At 68.8% G+C, this 21605-nt stretch carries 18 protein-coding genes; 13 read left to right on the top strand and 5 right to left on the bottom strand.

Going from position 1 to position 21605, the window contains the following annotated elements:
* Positions 1-380: 380 nt before the first annotated feature.
* The 4 genes from ACIGKL_RS24575 (at position 381) to argE (ending at position 4113) form a co-directional block, all read left to right on the top strand.
* Positions 381-1721 (top strand): flavin-containing monooxygenase, encoded by a 1341-nt coding sequence (locus tag ACIGKL_RS24575; protein WP_397488961.1) that lies wholly within the window; start codon positions 381-383, stop codon positions 1719-1721.
* A gap of 4 nt (positions 1722-1725) precedes the next feature.
* Entirely contained in the window at positions 1726-2148 is a 423-nt protein-coding gene (locus ACIGKL_RS24570) for a RidA family protein (protein WP_021442260.1), read from the top strand.
* A 10-nt stretch (positions 2149-2158) separates the two neighbouring features.
* Positions 2159-2833 (top strand): DUF1028 domain-containing protein, encoded by a 675-nt coding sequence (locus ACIGKL_RS24565; protein ID WP_397488960.1) that lies wholly within the window; start codon positions 2159-2161, stop codon positions 2831-2833.
* 122 nt (positions 2834-2955) lie between these two features.
* Positions 2956-4113 (top strand): acetylornithine deacetylase, encoded by a 1158-nt coding sequence (argE, locus tag ACIGKL_RS24560; RefSeq protein ID WP_397488959.1) that lies wholly within the window; start codon positions 2956-2958, stop codon positions 4111-4113.
* A 79-nt stretch (positions 4114-4192) separates the two neighbouring features.
* On the opposite strand, the gene ACIGKL_RS24555 is transcribed toward argE, so the two are convergent.
* Positions 4193-5320, bottom strand: a complete 1128-nt coding sequence (locus ACIGKL_RS24555) for a P1 family peptidase (protein WP_397488958.1) — start codon at positions 5318-5320, stop codon at positions 4193-4195.
* Between the two features lie 33 nt (positions 5321-5353).
* Entirely contained in the window at positions 5354-6457 is a 1104-nt protein-coding gene (locus ACIGKL_RS24550) for a polyamine ABC transporter substrate-binding protein (protein ID WP_397488957.1), read from the bottom strand.
* Positions 6458-6566: 109 nt separating this feature from the next.
* Between ACIGKL_RS24550 and ACIGKL_RS24545 the strand changes: the two genes are divergently transcribed.
* Entirely contained in the window at positions 6567-7328 is a 762-nt protein-coding gene (locus ACIGKL_RS24545; RefSeq protein ID WP_397488956.1) for a LuxR C-terminal-related transcriptional regulator, read from the top strand.
* A gap of 6 nt (positions 7329-7334) precedes the next feature.
* Here ACIGKL_RS24545 and ACIGKL_RS24540 read toward each other — a convergent pair whose 3' ends face one another.
* Both ACIGKL_RS24540 and ACIGKL_RS24535 read right to left on the bottom strand, forming a co-directional pair.
* Positions 7335-7736 carry a GFA family protein gene (locus tag ACIGKL_RS24540; protein ID WP_397488955.1) on the bottom strand — a complete coding sequence of 134 codons (402 nt, stop codon included), beginning with the start codon at positions 7734-7736 and terminating at the stop codon, positions 7335-7337.
* Positions 7737-8076: 340 nt separating this feature from the next.
* On the bottom strand, positions 8077-8991 hold the full coding sequence (locus ACIGKL_RS24535; RefSeq protein ID WP_397488954.1) for a LysR substrate-binding domain-containing protein: 915 nt from the start codon (positions 8989-8991) through the stop codon (positions 8077-8079).
* Between the two features lie 216 nt (positions 8992-9207).
* Between ACIGKL_RS24535 and ACIGKL_RS24530 the strand changes: the two genes are divergently transcribed.
* From ACIGKL_RS24530 to ACIGKL_RS24520, 3 genes are all read left to right on the top strand, one after another.
* On the top strand, positions 9208-10701 hold the full coding sequence (locus ACIGKL_RS24530; RefSeq protein ID WP_397488953.1) for an aldehyde dehydrogenase: 1494 nt from the start codon (positions 9208-9210) through the stop codon (positions 10699-10701).
* A 58-nt stretch (positions 10702-10759) separates the two neighbouring features.
* Positions 10760-12181, top strand: coding sequence for an APC family permease (locus ACIGKL_RS24525; RefSeq protein WP_397488952.1), 1422 nt, complete (start codon positions 10760-10762; stop codon positions 12179-12181).
* Positions 12182-12339: 158 nt separating this feature from the next.
* The gene (locus tag ACIGKL_RS24520; RefSeq protein WP_397488951.1) at positions 12340-13722 is read left to right on the top strand and encodes an aspartate aminotransferase family protein; all 1383 of its coding nucleotides are present in this window, start codon (positions 12340-12342) and stop codon (positions 13720-13722) included.
* 163 nt (positions 13723-13885) lie between these two features.
* Here ACIGKL_RS24520 and ACIGKL_RS24515 read toward each other — a convergent pair whose 3' ends face one another.
* Entirely contained in the window at positions 13886-14479 is a 594-nt protein-coding gene (locus ACIGKL_RS24515) for a HutD family protein (protein WP_397488950.1), read from the bottom strand.
* Between the two features lie 243 nt (positions 14480-14722).
* Between ACIGKL_RS24515 and hutI the strand changes: the two genes are divergently transcribed.
* The 5 genes from hutI to hutH all read left to right on the top strand — a co-directional run bounded on the left by hutI (position 14723) and on the right by hutH (position 21531).
* Entirely contained in the window at positions 14723-15940 is a 1218-nt protein-coding gene (gene hutI / locus ACIGKL_RS24510) for an imidazolonepropionase (protein WP_397488949.1), read from the top strand.
* Complete coding sequence (gene hutG / locus ACIGKL_RS24505) at positions 15930-16865, top strand: formimidoylglutamase (RefSeq protein ID WP_397488948.1); 936 nt, start codon at positions 15930-15932, stop codon at positions 16863-16865. The genes hutI and hutG overlap by 11 nt, the downstream gene beginning before the upstream one ends.
* Positions 16866-16956: 91 nt before the next feature.
* Positions 16957-18282 carry a YjiH family protein gene (locus ACIGKL_RS24500; protein WP_397488947.1) on the top strand — a complete coding sequence of 442 codons (1326 nt, stop codon included), beginning with the start codon at positions 16957-16959 and terminating at the stop codon, positions 18280-18282.
* Between the two features lie 38 nt (positions 18283-18320).
* Positions 18321-19982 carry a urocanate hydratase gene (gene hutU / locus ACIGKL_RS24495; RefSeq protein ID WP_397488946.1) on the top strand — a complete coding sequence of 554 codons (1662 nt, stop codon included), beginning with the start codon at positions 18321-18323 and terminating at the stop codon, positions 19980-19982.
* Positions 19983-19995: 13 nt separating this feature from the next.
* Entirely contained in the window at positions 19996-21531 is a 1536-nt protein-coding gene (gene hutH / locus ACIGKL_RS24490) for a histidine ammonia-lyase (RefSeq protein ID WP_397488945.1), read from the top strand.
* The last annotated feature ends 74 nt before the right edge of the window (positions 21532-21605 follow it).

Here is a 21605-nt window from a genome sequence, read left to right as displayed (position 1 = left end):
TTTTTGCCTTGTAGTGCTCTAGCTCGCGAGATCGTGCACAGGTTCTACGCTCGAGCAACGCCCGCAAGCCCCGGCCCCAGTGCCGGGGCTTTTGCGTTCTGGCCCTGGTGCGCGCGGCGCACCCTACGGCGGCCCGGCATGTAGGGTGCGCCGCGCGCACCAAGCCCATCGCCGATTTGTCGCTGCTAACGCTAAAAATCCTATAGCCCCCGGCATTCGCCCCGCAGGCCGCGGCCTTGGCGTGCCTGCAGCTTTTTCCTCGCCAGCGACGACAAAAATCATAATTTCGCGAATCCCTCGCGCTGCACAGAATGCGGCCAACACCCAGCGGCTAGCCGCGACAGCACAACAACAACGATCAGCGTCCGAGGAACCCTGCCATGACCGACCTGAATCAAACCGCCTTTCAGCAGTACCGGGACGCGGCGGCCCTGCCCGGCGAAATCGACACCCTGGTGGTCGGCGCCGGCCAGGCCGGCGTGGCCGTCAGCGAGCACCTGAGCAAGCTCGGCGTGCCGCACCTGGTGCTGGAGAAGAACCGCATCGCCGAGGCCTGGCGCAGCGGGCGCTGGGATTCGCTGGTGGCCAATGGGCCGGCCTGGCACGACCGCTTCCCCGGCCGGGAATTCGACCTCGACCCCGACGCCTTCGCCGCCAAGGATCAGGTGGCGGACTACTTCGAGGCCTACGCCCGCCAGTTCGCCGCGCCGATCTACACCGGCGTGGAAGTCCGCCGCGTGCGGCGCAACCCCGATCGCGCCGGCTTCACCGTGGAGACCTCTGCCGGGGTGATCCAGGCCAACCGCGTGGTCTCCGCCACCGGTCCCTTCCAGCGCCCGGTGATCCCGGCCATCGCGCCCAAGGACACCGCGCTGCACCAGATCCACTCGGCCGCCTACCGCAACCCGCAGCAGCTGCCGGAGGGCGGCGTGCTGGTGGTCGGTGCCGGCTCCTCGGGGGTGCAGATCGCCGACGAGCTGATGCGCGCCGGGCGTCGCGTCTACCTCTCGGTTGGCCCGCACGACCGGCCGCCGCGCAGCTATCGCAATCGCGACTTCTGCTGGTGGCTGGGCGTGCTCGGCCTGTGGGACGCCGAGGCCGCGCAGCCGGGCAAGGAGCACGTGACCATCGCCGTCAGCGGCGCGCGCGGCGGCGAGACCATCGATTTCCGCCGCCTGGCCCAGCAGGGCATGACCCTGGTCGGCCTGACCCAGGCGTTCGACGGCCCCCTGGTGCGTTTCCAGGACGACCTGGCGGACAACCTGGCGCGCGGCGACGAGAACTACCTGGCGCTGCTCGATGCCGCCGACGCCTATATCGCCCGCAACGGCCTCGACCTGCCGGAGGAGCCGGAGGCGCGCCGGATCTACCCGGACGCCGAGTGCATCCGCCGGCCGATTGGCGAACTCGACCTGGCCGCCGCCGGCATCTCCTCGATCATCTGGGCCACCGGCTACGCCGTGGACTTCAGCTGGCTGCAGGTCGACGCCTTCGACGCGGCGGGCAAGCCTGCACACCAGCGCGGCGTGTCCAGCGAACCCGGGGTGTACTTCGTCGGCCTGCCCTGGCTGTCGCGCCGCGGCTCCACCTTTATCTGGGGCGTGTGGCACGACGCCAAGCACATCGCCGACCACATCGCCACGCAGCGCAAGTACGCCGAGTACCGCGACCCCGCGCAGCGTCAGGCCAGCACCGTCCAACAAGCCGCCTCCTGGGAGTAAGTCGATGCCTACCCATACCCGCATCCGCATGTTCAACACCAAAGACACCTACCCGAACCAGAGCCTGGACAACGACCTGTGCCAGGCGGTACGCGCCGGCAACACCGTGTACGTACGCGGCCAGGTCGGCACCGACTTCGAGGGTCGTCTGGTCGGCCTTGGCGACGCCCGCGCGCAGACCGAGCAGGCGATGAAGAACGTCAAGCAGCTGCTGGAAGAGGCCGGCAGCGACCTGTCGCATATCGTCAAGACCACCACCTACCTGATCGACCCGCGCTACCGCGAGGCGGTCTACCAGGAGGTCGGCAAGTGGCTCAAGGGCGTGTTCCCGATCTCCACCGGCCTGGTGGTCTCGGCCCTCGGCCAGCCGCAGTGGTTGATGGAGATCGACGTGATCGCGGTGATCCCGGACGACTGGCAACGCTGAGGAGCCGCCCATGACCTTTTCCATCGTCGGCCGCTGCAGTGACACCGGCCAGCTGGGCATCGCCATCAGCTCGTCGAGCATCGCCGTCGGCGCGCGTTGTCCCTGGCTGCGCGCCGGGGTCGGTGCGGTGGCCTCGCAGAACGTCACCCTGCCGGCCCTCGGCCCGCAGGTCCTCGATCTGCTCGAGGCCGGCCACGAGCCCGCCGCGGCGCTGGACCGGGCCCTGGCCCGCAACGGCTACAGCCAGTACCGCCAGGTCGCGGTGCTCGACGGCCAGGGCCGCAGCGCGCTGTTTTCCGGCAGCCAGGCGCTCGGCGTGCATCACGCCCTGGCCGGCGAACAATGCGTGGCCGCCGGCAACCTGCTGGCCTCCACGGCGGTGATCGAGGCGCTGGTCACGGCCTTCGAGCAGAGCCCGGGGCAGCTGGCCGAGCGCCTGCTGGTGGCGATGCATGCCGCCATGGCCGCCGGCGGCGAAGCCGGGCCGGTGCATTCGGCGGCGCTCAAGGTGGTTGGCGACCTCACCTGGCCGATGGTCGATTTGCGTGTCGACTGGGCCGAGCAGGACCCCATCGGCGAGCTGGACAAACTCTGGCAGGCCTATGCGCCGCAGATGCAGGACTACCTGACCCGCGCCCTCGACCCCACCGCCGCGCCCAGCTATGGCGTGCCGGGGGACGAGTGAAGCGTAGCCCGGATGCAATCCGGGACGGCCTGGCACCCAGGTCCCCGGATTGCATCCGGGCTACGGAAACGGCCTTTCGTCCAGCCTCCAGCGCTCTTTTCGGTTCTACATAGGACATACCCATGCCCAGCAGCCGCGACCTGCTCGCCCGCCTGATCGCCTTTCCCACCGTCAGCCGCGACTCCAACCTGGCGCTGATCGATTTCGTTCGCGACTACCTGGAGGGCCTCGGCCTGAGCTGCGGGCTGGACTACAACGCCGAGCGCAGCAAGGCCAACCTGCATGCCCGCATCGGCCCGGCCGGCGCCGGCGGGGTGATGCTCTCCGGGCACAGCGACGTGGTGCCGGTGGACGGCCAGGCCTGGACGCTGCCGCCGTTCGCGCTCAGCGAGCGCGACGGCCGGCTGTACGGCCGCGGCGCGGCGGACATGAAGGGCTTTATCGCCTGCGTGCTGGCCGCCGTGCCGCGCTTTCTCGAACGACCGCTGCGCCGGCCGCTGCATATCGCCCTCTCCTACGACGAGGAGGTCGGTTGCCTCGGCGTGCGCAGCCTGGTCGAGCAACTGCGCGCCAGCCCCGAGCGTCCGGCCATCTGCCTGATCGGCGAACCCACCGAGATGCGCCCGGTGCTCGGCCACAAGGGCAAGCTGGCGATGCGCTGCCAGGTGCACGGCGCCGCCTGCCATTCGGCCTACGCGCCGCAGGGGGTCAACGCCATCGAGTACGCCGCCCGGCTGATCGGCAAGCTCGGCGAGATCGGCGCGCAGCTGGCCGCGCCGGCGCGCCGCGACGCACGTTTCGACCCGCCGTACTCCACCGTGCAGACCGGCCTGATCCAGGGCGGCCGGGCGCTGAACATAGTCCCGGCCGAATGCCAGTTCGACTTCGAGGTGCGTGCGCTGCCGGCCGACGATCCGCAGCAGGTGGCGCGTGATCTGCGCGCCTACGCCGAGACCGAGCTGTTGCCGCAGATGCGTGCGGTCAGTGCGGCCAGCGCCATCGAGTTCCAGGCGCTGTCGGCCTACCCGGGGCTGGCCACCGACCCGCAGGGCGAAGCCGCCGAGCTGCTGGCGCTGCTCAGCGGCTCGCGGGACTTCAGCACCGTGGCCTTCGGCACCGAGGGCGGGCTGTTCGACCAAGCCGGCATCGACACGGTGATCTGCGGCCCCGGCAGCATGGAGCAGGGCCATAAACCCGACGAGTTCGTCAGCCTGCAACAGCTGGACGCCTGCGACGCGCTGCTGGCGCGGCTGGCGCAGTGGCTGCAGCAGGACGCCTGAACCTCCCGGCGGGCATCCGGGCTACGGCATGGGGTGGAAAACCGCGCAGCGTTTTCCACCATTGGCCAATCGTTCCGGCCTACGCCGGCTCAGCCGTCGCCCCCGGCCAACCGGCCTGGCGCAGCGCCGCCAGCAAGGTTGCGGCTTCCAGCCCCGGCACCCGATGGCCGTTGCCTTCGAGCGTCTCGCTCGCCAGCAGGGCATTGACTATGGCTTCCTCCACCGCCTCGGTGGCCGCCAGGAACAGCTCGCCGATATGGTCGTTGTTGACCATGCGCAGGCCGTCGTGGGTGCAGGCACCCTTGCGGCTGTAGTCGGCGGGCGCCAGGCGGTTGCCGGTGGAGAAGGCGACGAACAGGTCGCCGCTGCAGTCCTCGTTGCCGCCGCCGGTGCGGGCGATGCCGAGACCGGCGCGCTGCGCCAGGCGCGTGCACTGGTGCGGCAGCAGCGGCGCGTCGGTGGCCAGGCAGACCACGATCGAACCCATGCCCGGATGCGGCAGCTCGGCGCGCAGGAAGGGCGAGCTGGCCCGCTCCAGATGGCGCCCCACCGGGTAGCCGTCGACGCGCAGCTCGCGGCGCGTGCCGTGGTTGGCCTGGACGATGGCGCCCAGCGTCCAGCCGCCCTGCGCGGCGCTCAGCCGGCGCGAGGCGGTGCCGATGCCGCCCTTGTACTCGTGGCAGATCATGCCGCTGCCGCCGCCCACCGCGCCCTCGGCCACGGGGCCGCCCTTGGCGCCGTCCAGGGCCGCGGCGACGTGCTCCGGCCGCACATGGAAGCCGTTGATGTCATTCAGCAGGCCGTCGAAGGTCTCCAGCACCACCGGCATGCTCCAGTACAGGCGCCCGTCAGCCGGAGGTGTGCGCCGCTCCAGGGTGATCAGCGCGTCGCGCACGGTGCCGACGCTGTGGGTGTTGGTGAAGGCGATCGGGCTGCTCAGCAGGCCGGCCTCGCGAATCCACTCCAGTCCCGTGGCGTCGCCGTTGCCGTTGAGCACGTGGACGCCGGCGAAGCAGGGCTGCTCGGCGGTGCTGCCGGGGCGCGGCTCGATCAGGGTGACCCCGGTATGGATATCGCGGCCCTGGACGGAACGGCCGCGCACGTTGCTGTGGCCGACGCGCACGCCGGGCACGTCGGTGATGGCGTTGAGGGGGCCGGGTTGCAGTTGGCCGAAAGAAATACCCAGGTCGCGGGCGCGTGTGCTCATGGTCGTTCTCTGTCTGAGGGGAAGGAAAGGGGATCAGCGGCCGGTCTTCACCGTGCTCCAGACCCGGGTACGGATGCGTTCGATCCGCGGCGGCAGCGGCTGCAGGCTGTACAGCTTGGCCATGGCCGCGCTCGGCGGGTAGACGCTGGGGTCGTTGCGCGTGGCGGCGGCGATCAGCGCCGTGGCGTCGCGGTTGCCGTTGGGGTAGTTGAGGTGTTCGCTGATCGGCGCGATGACCTGCGGCTGCAGCAGGTAGTCGATAAAGCGCAGGCCCTGCTGCGGGTGCGGCGCGTCCTTGAGCAGCACCAGGGTGTCGAACCACACCGGTGCGCCTTCCTTGGGCAGGCTGTACTCGACCCGCACGCCGTTGCCGGCCTGCTCGGCGGTGTGCCTGGCCTCCAGCACCGCGCCGGACCAGCCGAGGGCGACGCAGATCTCGCCGTTGGCCAGGTCGTTGATAAAGCGCGACGAGTTGAAGTAGGTGATATGCGGGCGCAGTTCGAGCAGCAGCGCCTGGGCCTTGGCGTAATCCTCGGGGTCGTGGCTGTTGGGCGGCAGGCCGAGGTGGTGGAGGACGATGGGCAGCACCTCCGCCGGCGAGTCGAGCAGGGCCACGCCGCACTGGCCGAGCTTGGCCAGGTTGGCCGCGTCGAGCAGCAGGTCCCAGGAGTCCAGCGGCGCCTGGTCGCCGAGCGCGGCGCGCACCTTGTCCGGGTTGTAGCCGATGCCGTTGGTGCCCCACAGGTAGGGCAGGGCGTGGCGGTTGCCGGGGTCGTTGAACTCCAGCTTGGCCAGCAGCTCGGGATCGAGGTGGCGGCTGTGCGGCAGCTGCGCGTGGTCGATCGGCTGCAGCACGCCGGCGGCGATCAGGGTCGGCAGGCTGTAGTTGCTCGCCACCACCACGTCGTAGCCGCTGCCGCCGGTGAGCAGCTTGCCCTCCAGCACCTCGGCGCTGTCGAAGGTGTCGTAGACCGGGGCGATGCCGGTGTCGCGGCGAAAATCGGCGAGGGTGCTCGGGCCGATATAGTCGTACCAGTTGTAGACGTGGACGCTGTCGGCCAGGGCCGTGGCGCTGGCCAGCCAGCCGCCTAGGCAGGCGGCCAGGCCGAGCTTGAGATGGGCGCGGTGACGAAGCATGATGCGGCACTCCTGGCCTGCGACAGGCCTGATCGGTCGGGAGACTGCAGGCTAGTGGCGCCGGCCGCGGCCACCAATTCCCCCCATGGGTTACCCGAAGGAGGTAGGTATGCAGGCGCTGTTGCGCGAACTGCCGTTGCACCAGGGCCTGGCGCGCCTGTTCGGCCAACTCGGCGGCGACGGCTTCTGGCGCGCCCAGGTCGACCTGCTGCGCCAGCTGGTGCCGTTGGACAACGCCCTGGTCAGCCTGATGCGCAGCGGCCAGGCGCCGCGGCTGCTGGCCGACTTCGACTTCGCCGGGGCGGTGGACATGGCCGACTACGGCGCCGGCATGTACCTGCTCGACCCCTTCCACCAGGCCGCCTGCGCCGGCATCGCCGACGGCCTGTACAGCCTCGATGGCCTGGCGCCGGACCAGTTCCGCCAGAGCGAGTACTACCTGAGCTACTTCCGCCATGTGGTCGGCAGCGACGAGCTGCAGTTCTTGCTCAATCACCGCGGCGCGGTGCTCAGCCTGTCGCTGGGCCGGCAGACGGCCTTCGACGCGGCCGAGCTGGGCACGCTGCTGTGCGTGCGCGACTGGGTGCTGGCGGCGATGCGCCGGCACGCCGAGCTGAGCGCGCCGGAAGGGCTGGTGGGCGAGCCCGCGGTCGGCAGCCTCGGCGCCCTGCTGGAGCGTTCCGGCGTGCGCCTGTCCGAGCGCGAGGAGGCGACCGCGCGGCTGATCCTCCAGGGCTTCTCCAGCAAGGCCATCGCCCGCCAGCTGGGCATCTCGCCGGAGACGGTCAAGGTGCACCGGCGCAACCTCTACCAGAAGCTCAACGTCGGCGGCCACGCCGAACTGTTCGCCTTGCTGCTGCGGCGTGGGTGACCCCAGCTAGAGGTGGGCAAAAAACGCCGGCGGCTCTTGCCAGCGGTCGTTGAGGCCATCGACACAGCGGATCGGGATGCGGGCCAGCGCCTCCTCGCTCAGCCCCTCCAGGCAACCGATATTGACGCCGTACATAGTGCCGATGGGCGTGTCGTTGCCGATGCCGAAGGCGCGCACGCCACAGTGCTTGCAGAACAGATGCTGGTTCTTGCGGCTATGGCAGCGGTACTCGCTCAGCGCGTCCGCGCCGGCCAGCAGGCGAAAGCCCTCGGGGCTGGCCACCGCGACCCAGAAGCGCGTGCGCCGACAGATCGAGCAGTTGCAGCGGTAGGAGTCCTGTTCGAGATCGAGCTCAGCCTCGAACTGCACGGCGCCGCAATGGCAGCTGCCGCGATAGGTCTTGAGCATGGCGGGGCCTCCGGGCGACAGACCTGGAGGCAAGCCTAGACCGCGCTCGGCGCCTGGGCAAAGCGCCGCTCCTGGTCGAGGGAGGGTGCGCTGCTGCGGTCAGGGCATCACGCATCTTGCCAGCCCGCTAGGTTGGCGCGGCGCTGGCGCCGATGGCCGGGTCGGCTGATCCAGCCCTTAGGGAAACTCTGAAATAACCGTCATTCCCGCGCAGGCGGGACAGCAGCTTTATCGCTGAACAGCGCTTGCGCTGGCCCGAAGGGGAATAATCCAGAACCTGCGTAGTCCCTGGGCTCCCGCCTTCGCGGGAGTGACGATAAATGGCTTTTTCAGAGCTTCCTTAGCCCCCGTCTCCCGCCGCCAACTGCTCCTTGCAGTATTCGACGAACAGCTGCGCCGGCTTGGTCAGTTGCGCGCGCTTGAGCCAGGCGGCGACCAGGCCGGAGCCGCTGACCTCCTCAGTGATGTCCACCATCACCACCTTTCGCCCGTCGTAGGTGCATTCCGAGTGCGGGCGGGTGACCAGCAGGGAGAAGCCGAAACCCTGGCCGACCATGCCGCGCACCATCTCGATCGACGGCGAGCTGAAGACGATATTGGGCGTCAGGCCCAGCTCCTCGAAGATGCTGACGAAGTAGGTGCGGCTGGGCAGCACGTCGAGCAGGATCATCGGTTCCAGCACCAGGTCGCGCAGCGACACCTGGGCCTGGCCGGTGAAGCGGTGGCCTTCGGGCAGCAGGGCGTAGGGTTTCTGCGGCGCCATCAGCGGTTCGCTGTCGATGGTGGCGTCGAGGTCGTGGGCGTAGAGGATGGCCAGGTCGAAGCGCCCGGCGGTCAGGCCCTGCACCAGTTCCTGCTGCTCGCCGTCGCGGATGCGGATTTCCACCCCGGGATAGAGCGCGTTGAAGCCGGCGATCAGGCGCGGCAGATAGAGCGGGGCGACGGTTTCGAAGCAGCCGATATCGATCTGCCCGGCGATCACGTCGTTGTCGGCCAGGGCGTTCTGCTCGAACTCGCGGGCCATGCGCAGCAGCTCCTGGGCCTTCTTGTAGAAGCGCGCGCCGCCGGGGGTGAGCGACACGCCTTGGGCGTGGTGGCGGATAAACAGCTGTAGGCCGAAGCTGTCTTCCAGGCCCTTGATCGCGGTGGAGATCGACGGCTGGGCGATATACAGCTTGCGCGAGGCCTCGGCCACGCTGCCGCATTCCACGGTGGTCACGAAGTACTTGAGCTGACGCAAGGTGTAGCTGGCCATGGCGGACCTCGTTGGCGGCTCTGGCGAGTCGTCCGTGTTTGTCGAAGGCGCCAGACGGCGCGACTCCAACATACCCCAGCGCCCGCCGCCAGCAGCCCAGTTTTTTCATAAGTCGCGAGCATATATTTACTAATTTCGCTGTGTGCCCCCCTGCGCCACCATCGACCTCGACAACAACAAGGGCCGCCCATGACGGCCGTGGCGAGGATCGAGGCGATGTTGCAACTCTCCGACTGGCAGCAGCGGGCTGCCGCCCAGGCTTTCCCCACCGGCGCACTGATCGACGGGCGGCTGCGCCCGGCCGCATCCGGCGCCAGTTTCGCGTCGATCGACCCGGCGACCAACCAACTGCTGGCCAATGTCGCCGCCTGCGACGGCGCCGATATCGACGCCGCCGTGGCCAGCGCCCGCCGCGCCTTCGAGCAGGGCCCCTGGCCGCGCATGGCGCCGCGCGAACGCAAGGCGGTGCTGCTGCGCCTGGCCGAGCTGATCCTGGCTAACCGCGAGGAGCTGGCGCTGCTCGACTCGCTGAACATGGGCAAGCCGGTGCTGGACGCCTACAACGTCGACGTGCCGGGCGCCGCGCAGGTGTTCGCCTGGTACGCCGAGGCGCTGGACAAGCTCTACGACCAGGTCGCGCCCACCGCCGGCAATGCCCTGGCCACCATCGGTCGCGAGCCGCTGGGGGTGATAGGCGCGGTGGTGCCGTGGAACTTCCCCCTCGACCTGGCCGCCTGGAAGCTGGCCCCGGCGCTGGCCGCCGGCAACTCGGTGGTCTTGAAGCCCGCCGAGCAGTCGCCGTTCTCCGCCCTGCGCCTGGCCCAGCTGGCGCTCGAGGCCGGGCTGCCGGCGGGCGTGCTCAACGTGGTGCCGGGCCTGGGCGAAACGGCCGGCAAGGCCCTCGGCCTGCATATGGACGTGGACTGCCTGGCCTTCACCGGCTCCACCGAGGTGGGCAAGTACTTTATGGCCTACGCCGCGCAGTCGAACCTCAAGCAGGTGTGGCTGGAGTGCGGCGGCAAGAGCCCCAACCTGGTGTTCGCCGACTGCCAGGACCTCGACCTGGCGGCGGAGAAGGCCGCCTTCGCCATCTTCTTCAACCAGGGCGAGGTGTGCTCGGCCAACTCGCGGCTGCTGATCGAGCGCTCCATCCACGACCAGTTCGTCGAACGCCTGCTGGCCAAGGCGCGCGACTGGCAGCCGGGCGACCCGCTGGATCCGGCCAGCCGCATGGGCGCCATAGTCGAGGCGCGGCAGAGCGAGCGGATCATGGCCTTTATCGACCAGGCCCAGGGCGAGGGCGCGCGGCTGGCCTGCGGCGGCCAGCGCCTGCGTATCAACGGCTCGGACAACTTCATCACCCCGACCATCTTCACCGGCGTGAAGGCGGATATGCGCCTGGCCCGCGAGGAAGTATTCGGCCCGGTGCTGGCGGTCAGCACCTTCGACAGCGAGGACGAGGCCCTGCGCCTGGCCAACGACAGCTGCTACGGCCTGGCCGCCTCGCTGTGGACCGACGACCTCAACCGCGCCCACCGCGTGGCCCGGCGCCTGCGCGCCGGCACCGTGTCGGTGAACACCGTGGATGCCCTCGACGTCTGCGTGCCGTTCGGCGGCTGCAAGCAGTCCGGCTTCGGCCGCGACCTGTCGCTGCACGCCTTCGACAAGTACAGCCAGCTGAAAACCACCTGGGTTCAACTGCGCGGCTGAGCCGCGCGCGGGCCCGTCGTTCCACCTGTCACAACAACAAGATTGCAGGAGAACCACCATGATCGATCCCGATATCAGCCTCGCTTCCACCCTGGCCACGGAGCGGCCCGTCGCCAAGTCCCGGGCCCGCCTCGGCCTCGGCGCCCTGCTCGCCGTGGCCATTGGCCTGGTGGTGTCGCAGGGCGTGATGGTGCTGATGCTGCAGGGCGCCGGCATCGCCGGGCTGGGCTTTCTGATCCCGCTGACCCTGGCCTTCTTCCTCGCCCTGACCTACGTCATGTCGTTCTCCGAGCTGGCGCTGATGATTCCCCGCGCCGGCAGCCTGAGCAGCTACACCGAGGTGGCCCTGGGGCACTTCCCGGCGATCCTCGCCACCTTCTCCGGCTACGTGGTGGTGGCGATGTTCGCCCTTTCGGCCGAGTTGCTGCTGCTCGACCTGATCATCGCCGAGGTCTACCCCGGGGTGTTCCCCAGCATGAGCATCGCCTATGGCGTGCTGATCCTGTTCACCCTGCTCAACCTGCTCGGCATCGACCTGTTCGCCCGCCTGCAGTCGGCCCTGGCGCTGGTCATGGTGATAGTGCTGCTGGCCCTGGGCCTGACCGCGGTGACCGGCGGCGGCAGCCAGCCGGCGCTGGAGGGGGTGCTGAGCAACGACTGGAACCCGCTCGGCGCCGGGGTGCTGACCCTGGTGGCGCTGGCCATCTGGGGCTTCGTCGGCGCCGAGTTCGTCTGCCCGCTGGTGGAGGAATCCAAGCAGCCGCAACGCAACATTCCCTGGTCGATGATCCTCGGCGTCGCGGTGATCTTCGTCACCATCGCCCTGTACTCCATCGGCGCGCTGTTCTACGTGCCGCAGGAGGAACTGGCCGGCGCCGCGCTGCCGCACTACCTGTTCGCCACCGCGCTGCTCGGCGAGGGCGGCAAGATCTTCCTGGTGATCGCCGCGGTCACTGCCACCTGCAGCACGGTCAACACCTCGCTGGCGGCCATCCCGCGCATGCTGCTGGGCATGGCGGTCAACGGCCAGGCCTTCCCGCAGTTCAAATTGCTCAGCAAGCGCTTCAACACGCCCTGGGTGGCGGTGCTGTTCGTCGCCGCCATCACCGGCGCACCGGTGCTGCTGATGGGCGACGACCCGGGCGCCATCGGCCTGCTGCTGCTGGCCGCAGCCATCGCCTGGCTGCTGGCCTACATCATCTGCCACCTCGACGTGATCGCCCTGCGCCGCCGCTACCCGGATCTGGCGCGGCCGTTCAAGACGCCGTTCTACCCGCTGCCGCAGCTGCTCGGCATCGCCGGCATGCTGGTGTCGATCTACTACGTGTCGCCCAGCCCGGAGATGACCGCGAGCATCTTCTACAGCGCCGGCGCGGTGCTCGGCCTGGTCTCGCTGATCGCGGTGCTGTGGATCAAACTGGTGATGCGCAAACCGCTGTTCACCCCGGAGCCGCTGGAGCAGGTGCTGGCGCGTAATTGATCGATGCGTGGGGTGCCGAGATCGTACGACGTGCGCACCGGGCACCCCGTCCGCTATTGGTGCGCACGGCGCACCCTACGGCCAACGCCGTACCCCAATAAATTCCCGCCGGGGCCTGGCCCCGGCATCCGACAACCCATCGAGGCGAGGTCACTGCCATGACAGTCCCCCACATCCCCAGCCGTACCACCCGCGACTACCAGGAGCTGGACGCGGCCCACCATATCCATGCCTTCGTCGACCAGAAGGCGCTGAATGCCGAAGGCCCGCGGGTCATGGTGCGCGGCGAGGGTCTACACCTCTGGGACAACGACGGCCAGCGCTACCTCGACGGCATGTCCGGCCTGTGGTGCACCAACCTCGGCTACGGCCGCAAGGACCTGGCCGCCGCCGCCAGCCGCCAGCTGGAGCAGCTGCCGTACTACAACATGTTCTTCCACACCACCCACCCGGCGGTGGTGGAGCTCTCCGAGCAGCTGTTCAGCCTGCTGCCGAGCCACTACAGCCACGCCGTCTACACCAACTCCGGCTCGGAGGCCAACGAGGTGCTGATCCGCACCGTGCGCCGCTACTGGCAGATTGTCGGCAAGCCGCAGAAGAAGGTGATGATCGGCCGCTGGAACGGCTACCACGGCTCCACACTGGCCAGCACCGCGCTGGGCGGGATGAAATTTATGCACGAGATGGGGGGACTGATTCCCGATATTGCCCATATCGACGAGCCCTACTGGTTCGCCGCCGGCGGCGAGCTGAGCCCGACCGAGTTCGGTCGGCGCTGCGCGCTGCAGCTGGAGGAGAAGATTCTCGAACTGGGTGCGGAGAAGGTCGCGGCCTTTATCGCCGAGCCGTTCCAGGGCGCCGGCGGCATGATCTTTCCGCCGGAGAGCTACTGGCCGGAGATCCAGCGCATCTGCCGCCAGTACGACGTGCTGCTGTGCGCCGACGAGGTGATCGGCGGTTTCGGCCGCACCGGCGAGTGGTTCGCCCACCAGCACTTCGGCTTCCAGCCGGACACCCTGTCCATCGCCAAGGGCCTGACCTCGGGATATATCCCCATGGGCGGTCTGGTATTGAGCAAGCGCATCGCCGACACACTGGTGGAGCAGGGCGGGGTCTATGCCCACGGCCTGACCTACTCCGGCCACCCGGTGGCGGCGGCGGTGGCCATCGCCAATATCAAGGCGCTGCGCGACGAGGGCGTGGTCGAGCGGGTCAAGGTCGATACCGGCCCCTACCTGCAGCAGTGCCTGCGCGAGGCGTTCGCCGGCCACCCGCTGATCGGCGAGATCCAGGGCTGCGGCCTGGTGGCGGCGCTGCAGTTCAGCGAGGACCCGGCCAGCCGCAAGCGCTTCGCCAACGAAACCGAGCTGACCTGGCGCTGCCGCAGCATCGGCTTCGACAACGGCCTGATCATCCGCGCCACCGGCGGACGCATGATCATGGCCCCGGCGCTGGTGGCCACGCGCAGCGACCTGGACGAGCTGGTCAGCAAGACCAAGCTGGCGGTGGACCAGACCGCGCGGGAGATAGGCGTGCTCTAGCCGTAGGGTGCGCCGTGCGCACCAATCCCCCGGTCGCAGCTGCCGGAAGCAAGACGGTTCGACGGCGGCAAACCAAGGCGCGGCTCCGCAAGGAGCTGCGTTTTTTCGTTCGGCGTTCGTGCTAGGTACGGCCGGTGCGCGCGGCGCACCCTACGAAGCGACATCAACCCTCTCGATACAGCCACGCCAGATAGAGCAGGGCGGGCTGCTGCGCGTATAGCGCCAGCGGCCCGCGCTGCGCTTCCAGCAGCAAGCCCTGGCCGCTCTGCATTAGCTGCTGCTCGCCATCGGGCAGCCGGCATTTGATGTCCGCGCCGGCCTGGCACCAGAGCAGCATCACCTCCGCATCGTTCTCCAACTCCTGCCGCCCGTGCAGCCGCAGCGGAGCGAGGCGATGGCGCCAGACACCGCGGCGGGTCATCAGATTGAGGTCGCCGACCGGGCCGTCCGCCAGCGTCGCGCTGATCGCCTCCTCGCCGGGAAACTGCGCCACCGCGCCGCCGCTGAATAATTCCTCGACGCGGCCGTCGCCACGCTGCAGGCGCAGCCCCGCGCCACTGAGCAGCGCCAGGCTGCGGTCGACGCCGGCAAAGGCGGAGAAGGGACCCGCCGTGCCGACCCGCGCGCTGCTGATGCGCCAGGCGAAGTCGTCCAGGCCGGCGCCCGCCGGGGCGATGGCCAGTTCCAGGGTTGCGCCGCCGCCATTCTTCCAGGGCATGGCGCGGGCGGTGGCGAGGTCGAGCAGGCGATGGGGCATGGCAGCCTCCTGGGCGGCTTCAATATAATGTATATACAATGTGTCCGGGCGACCAGCGGTCATTGCCCGATGCGCGGCCGGCGGCGCCGTTCCTCGCGGCTAAAGTAGCTCTATACCGGCTGATTCAGCCATTATTAATCGCCTTGCAAAGGCCTTGTGACCCTATGGTCATTTTTCCCGGCGTGGCTTGACGCTCGCCTGGATGGCTCATATTGTATATACAAAATAAATGCGGAGAATCCCATGCCGGCATTCCCAACCCCGAAACAGCTGTGGCGCGACGTGCGGGTCTTCGATGGCCTGGCCCAGCTCGACGAGCCCATGAATCTGCTGGTCGAAGGCGAGTGCATCGCCGGCCTGTGGCCGGTGCGCGAGTTCGACGAGGCGTTAGCCCAGGGCGCCGCCTGCGCCGGTCGCGGCGGGGTGCTGACCCCCGGCCTGGTCGATTGCCACACCCACCTGGTCTATGCCGGCAACCGTGCCGGCGAGTTCGAGCAGCGCCTGGAAGGGGTGAGCTACGAAGAGATCGCCCGCGCCGGCGGCGGCATCCTCAGCAGCGTGCGCGCCACCCGCGCGGCCAGCGAGGACGAGTTGATCGCCGCCAGCCTGCCACGCCTCGACGCGCTGCTGGCCGATGGCGTGACCACGGTGGAGATCAAGTCCGGCTACGGCCTGACGTTGGCGGACGAGCTGAAGATGCTGCGCGTGGCCCGTCGTCTTGGCCAACTGCGCCCGGTGCGGGTGATCACCACGCTGCTCGGTGCCCACGCCCTGCCGCCGGAATATGCCGGCCGCGCCGACGACTACGTGGCCCTGGTCTGCGACGAGATGATCCCGGCGGCCGCGGCCGAAGGTCTGGCCGATGCGGTGGACGTGTTCTGCGAGGGCATCGGCTTCTCCCCGGCGCAGTGCGAGCGCATCTACCAGGCGGCCAAGGCCCATGGCCTGGCGATCAAGGCGCATGCCGAGCAGCTTTCCAATCTCGGCGGCAGCGCCCTGGCCGCGCGTTACGGCGCGCTGTCGGCCGACCATATCGAGTACCTCGACGAAGCCGGCGTACGCGCCATGGCCGAAGCCGGCACCGTTGCCGTGCTGCTGCCCGGCGCCTTCCACGTGCTGCGCGAGACCCAGTTGCCGCCCATCGAGCTGCTGCGCCAGTACGGCGTGCCGATGGCGGTGGCCAGCGACGCCAACCCCGGCACCTCGCCGATCTGCCTGCCGACGCTGATGGCCAACCTGGCCTGCACCCTGTTTCGCTTGACCCCGCGCGAGGCGCTGAGCGGCATGACCGCCCAGGCCGCCCGCGCCCTCGGCCGCCTCGACCTGGGGCGGATCGAGGTCGGCGCGCCTGCTGACCTGTGCCTGTGGGATATCCAGCAACCGGCCGAACTGGCCTATGCGGTGCAGGCCGGGCGCCTGCGCCAGCGCGTTTTCAATGGAGAAGTGGTTTATGCACGCTGACCGTCATTGCATGAGCGCCTGGACCGGCCGCATCGATCCCGAAACCGACAGCGCGCGCTGGCACCAGCGCGTTCGCGCCCTCGGCGGCGACAGCCAGCCGGGCCTGGCCCTGCTCGGCTTCGCCTGCGACGAGGGTGTGCGGCGCAACCATGGCCGCGTCGGCGCCGCCGCTGCGCCGCAGAGTGTGCGCAAGGCGCTGGCCAACCTGGCCTGGCATCGTCAGGCGCCGGCCTATGACGCCGGTGACGTCACCTGCGAGGACGGCGACCTGGAAGCGGCCCAGGCTCGCCTCGGTCGCAATGTCTGTGCGCTGCTGGATGCCGGCCACCTGCCGTTGGTGATCGGCGGCGGCCACGAGGTGGCCTTCGGCAGCTGGTCCGGGCTGGCCGAACACCTCTCCGGCAACCATGCCCCGCGGATCGGCATCGTCAATTTCGACGCCCACTTCGACCTGCGCGACCCGGCCCATGTGCATTCCTCCGGCACCCCCTTCGCCCAGATCGCCGAGCAGTGCGCTGCGCGCGGCTGGCCGTTCCGCTATGCCTGCCTCGGCGTCAGCCGCGCCAGCAATACCCGCGCGCTGTTCCAGCGCGCCGCCGACCTCGGCGTACTGGTGCGCGAGGACCGCGAGATCCGCGAGTCGAGCCTCGACGCCATCGGCGCCGAGCTGGAGGCCTTCGCCGCCAGCTGCGACGCGCTCTACCTGACCATCGACATCGACGTGCTGCCGGCCTGCGAGGCCCCCGGGGTCAGCGCCCCGGCGCCGCGCGGGGTGCGCCTGGAGCTGCTCGAGCCCTTGATCGAGCGGCTCAAGGGCAGCGGCAAGCTGCGCCTGGCCGACCTGGCCGAGCTCAACCCCGAATACGACATCGACCACCGCACCGCCAAGGTGGCGGCGCGGCTGATTCATCTGCTGAGCCTCTGAGCACGCAAGCCCGGCCCTTTCCTGCACAACAACAAATACGAGGAAACCACGATGTTCACCACCGCCCGCCGCCGCGGCCAGGAGCCGCGCCATGTCTGAGTCCCTGCCGTTGAGCGCCGGCGTGTCGCGCTCGCGGGCCCTGGCGCGCCTGCTCGGTTACAGCCTGATCGGCCTGCTGCTGTTCTTCGTGCCGTTCGAGATCGGCGGGCGTTCGACCATCCTCCTCGATCACGCGGCCAGCGTCCTGCAGCTGCACGCGCGGCCGCTGGTGATCGGCGTGGCGCTGCTGTTCATGCTCTACGGCGCGCTGGCGCCCTGGCTCGACGGCAGCTGGCGGCGCAGCCTGACCCACAGCGTGTTCAGCGTGCTCAAGGTGTTCGGCCTGCTGATCGGCGCCGCCTACCTGCTGCAACTCGGCCCGCAGGCGCTGTATCAGCCGGACATGCTGCCGTTTCTGTTCGAGAAACTGGTGCTCAGCCTGGCGCTGATCGTGCCGCTGGGCTCGCTGGCGCTGGTGTTTCTGATCGGCTTCGGCCTGCTGGAACTGATCGGCGTACTGATGCAGCCGGTGATGCGACCGATCTGGCGCACGCCGGGCAAGTCGGCCATCGACGCCGTGGCGTCCTTCGTCGGCAGCTACTCGGTGGGCCTGCTGATCACCGACCGCATGTACCAGCAAGGGCACTACAGCGTGCGCGAGGCGGCGATCATCGCCACCGGCTTCTCCACCGTGTCGGCGCCGTTCATGGTGATCATCGCCAAGACCCTGGGCCTGATGGGCCAGTGGAACCTGTATTTCTGGGGCGCCATGGCGGTGACCTTCAGCGTCACCGCGATCAGCGCGCGTATCTACCCGCTGTCGCGCCTGCCCTCCGAGTCCAAGCCCGAGGCGCAGCTGCAACCTGGTGAAAGCCGCCTGGGCAGCGCCTGGCGCGCCGGGCTGGAGCAGGCCGGCACTGCACCGTCGCTGTGGTCGGCGCTGCGTGAAACCTTCTTCGACGGCCTGCGCATGACCGCGGCGATCCTGCCGAGCATTCTCGCCGTCGGCCTGCTCGGGCTGCTCGCGGCCAAGTACACGCCGCTGTTCGATGCGCTCGGCGTGCTGCTCTACCCGCTGACCTGGCTGTTCGGCCTGGATGAGCCGATGCAGGTGGCCCGCGCCATCTCCGCCGGGCTGGCGGAAATGTTCCTGCCGGCGATGCTGCTCAAGGACGCCGACGTGCCGGTGAAGTTCGTCACCGCCATCGTTTCGGTCAGCAGCGTGCTGTTTCTCTCTGCCTCGATTCCCTGCGTGCTGGCCACGCGGATTCCGCTGAGCCTGGGCCACCTGCTGCTGATCTGGCTGCAGCGCACCCTGCTCAGCCTACTGCTGGCCATCCCCCTGGCCTACCTCGCACAATTTCTGGGCTGGCTCTGACCGCCCACCACTGACCCGTTCCCACAGGAGCCCGCAACATGACCAAGTTCCGCGATATCGAAATCCGCGCCCCACGCGGCAACACGCTCACCTCCAAGAGCTGGCTGACCGAGGCGCCGCTGCGCATGCTGATGAACAACCTCGACCCCGAGGTGGCCGAGAACCCCAAGGAGCTGGTGGTGTACGGCGGCATCGGCCGCGCCGCGCGCAACTGGGAGTGCTACGACAAGATCGTCGAGAGCCTGACCAATCTGAACGATGACGAGACCCTGCTGGTGCAGTCCGGCAAGCCGGTCGGCGTGTTCAAGACCCACAGCAACGCCCCGCGCGTGCTGATCGCCAACTCCAACCTGGTGCCGCACTGGGCCAGCTGGGAGCACTTCAACGAGCTGGATGCCAAGGGCCTGGCCATGTACGGGCAGATGACCGCCGGCAGCTGGATCTATATCGGCAGCCAGGGCATCGTCCAGGGCACCTACGAGACCTTCGTCGAGGCCGGTCGCCAGCACTACGCCGGCGACCTCAAGGGCCGCTGGGTGCTGACCGCAGGCTTGGGCGGCATGGGCGGCGCCCAGCCGCTGGCCGCCACCCTGGCCGGCGCCTGCTCGCTGAACATCGAATGCCAGCAGAGCAGCATCGACTTCCGCCTGCGCAGCCGCTACGTCGACGAGCAGGCCACTGATCTGGACGACGCCCTGGCGCGAATCGCCAAGTACACCTCTGAAGGCAAGGCCATCTCCATCGCCCTGCTGGGCAACGCCGCCGAAATCCTGCCGGAGCTGGTACGCCGTGGCGTACGCCCGGATATGGTCACCGACCAGACCAGCGCCCACGACCCGCTCAACGGCTATCTGCCGATCGGCTGGACCTGGGCCGAATACAAGGACCGTGCAGCCACCGATCCGGCTGGCGTGGTCAAGGCCGCCAAGCAGTCGATGGCCGTGCATGTGCAGGCCATGCTCGACTTCCAGAAGCAGGGTGTACCGACCTTCGACTACGGCAACAACATCCGCCAGATGGCAAAAGAGGAGGGCGTGGCCAACGCCTTCGACTTCCCCGGCTTCGTCCCGGCCTATATCCGTCCGCTGTTCTGCCGCGGTATCGGTCCGTTCCGCTGGGCGGCGCTGTCCGGCAACCCCGAGGACATCTACAAGACCGACGCCAAGGTCAAGGAACTGATCCCGGACGACGCCCACCTGCACCGCTGGCTGGATATGGCCAGGGAACGTATCTCGTTCCAGGGCCTGCCGGCGCGTATCTGCTGGGTCGGCCTGGGCCTGCGCGCCAAGCTCGGCCTGGCCTTTAACGAGATGGTGCGCTCGGGTGAATTGTCGGCACCTATCGTGATCGGCCGCGACCACCTGGACAGCGGCTCGGTATCCAGCCCCAACCGCGAGACCGAGGCGATGCAGGATGGCTCCGACGCCGTGTCCGACTGGCCGCTGCTCAACGCCCTGCTCAACACCGCCAGCGGCGCCACCTGGGTCTCGCTGCACCATGGCGGCGGCGTGGGCATGGGCTTCTCCCAGCATTCGGGCATGGTCATCGTCTGCGACGGCACCGACGAAGCCGCCGCGCGTATCGCCCGCGTGCTGACCAACGACCCGGGCACCGGGGTGATGCGTCACGCCGATGCCGGCTACCAGATCGCCATCGATTGTGCCCGCGAGCAGGGCCTGAACCTGCCGATGATCGGCTGAGGAAAGAGATTCCATGAACACCCTGAACTTGAAACCCGGCCACCTGACCCTGGCCGACCTGCGCGCCGCCTACCAGGCCCCCGTGCACCTGATCCTGGACGCCAGCGCCCATCAGGCCATCGACGCCAGTGTTGCCTGCGTCAACCAGATCATCGCCGAGGGCCGCACCGCCTACGGCATCAACACCGGTTTCGGCCTGCTGGCCTCGACCCGCATCGCCAACGCCGACCTGGAAAAACTGCAGCGCTCGCTGGTGCTGTCCCACGCCGCCGGCATCGGCGAGCCGCTGAGCGATGCCATGGTGCGGCTGATCATGCTGCTGAAGATCAACAGCCTGGCGCGCGGTTTTTCCGGCATCCGCCGCAAGGTGATCGACGCGTTAGTCGCCCTGGTCAATGCCGAGGTCTATCCGCACATTCCGCTGAAAGGCTCGGTGGGTGCTTCCGGCGACCTGGCGCCGCTGGCGCACATGTCGCTGGTGCTGCTCGGCGAAAGTCAGGCGCGGCATAAGGGCCAGTGGCTGCCGGCCAGCGAGGCGCTGGCCATCGCCGGGCTGGAGCCGATGTGCCTGGCGGCCAAGGAGGGCCTGGCCTTGCTCAACGGCACCCAGGTGTCCACCGCCTACGCCCTGCGCGGGCTGTTCGAAGCTGAAGATTTGTACGCCGCAGCCAGCGTCTGCGGCGCGCTCAGCGTCGAGGCGCTGCTGGGTTCGCGCTCGCCCTTCGATGCGCGCATCCATGCCGCCCGTGGCCAGCGCGGGCAGATCGACGCGGCGGCCGCCTTCCGCCACCTGCTCGGCGACAGCAGCGAGATCGGCCGTTCCCATGCCGCCTGCGACAAGGTGCAGGACCCCTACTCGCTGCGCTGCCAGCCGCAGGTCATGGGCGCCTGCCTGACCCAGCTGCGTCAGGCCGGCGAAGTGCTCGGCGTCGAGGCCAACGCCGTGTCGGACAACCCGCTGGTGTTCGCCGCCGAAGGCGAGGTGATTTCCGGTGGCAACTTCCACGCCGAGCCGGTGGCCATGGCCGCCGACAATATCGCCCTGGCGATTGCGGAAATTGGCTCTCTCAGCGAACGCCGTATCTCGCTGATGATGGACAAGCACATGTCGCAACTGCCGCCGTTCCTGGTGGCCAACGGCGGGGTCAACTCCGGCTTTATGATCGCCCAGGTGACGGCGGCAGCATTGGCCAGCGAGAACAAGGCGCTGGCGCATCCGCACAGTGTCGATAGCCTGCCGACTTCGGCCAACCAGGAAGATCACGTCTCCATGGCCCCGGCTGCCGGCAAGCGCCTGTGGGACATGGCCGCTAACACCCGTGGCGTACTGGCCGTGGAATGGCTGGGTGCCTGCCAGGGCCTGGACTTCCGTGAAGGGCTGAAGAGCACCCCTGCGCTGGAACAGGCACGTCAGGCGCTGCGCGCCAAGGTGCCGTATTACGTCGAGGACCGCTTCTTCGCCCCGGATATCGCCGCGGCGAACGACCTGCTGGCCGAACGGGTGCTGACGCCTTTACTGCCGGCCGGGATGCTGCCCTCGTTGCACTGACGATTGCCCGCTGCATCCTCCTGGCCCGCGTTTCGGCGCGGGCCATGGGGGCGTTCATGTCGCAAAAAACAACA

It is taken from the genome of Pseudomonas sp. NPDC077186 (assembly GCF_044543505.1).
Taxonomy (GTDB): Bacteria; Pseudomonadota; Gammaproteobacteria; order Pseudomonadales; family Pseudomonadaceae; genus Aquipseudomonas.
Note: the sequence above shows the minus strand (reverse complement) of the source record. Positions and strands in the feature narration are given on the sequence as shown.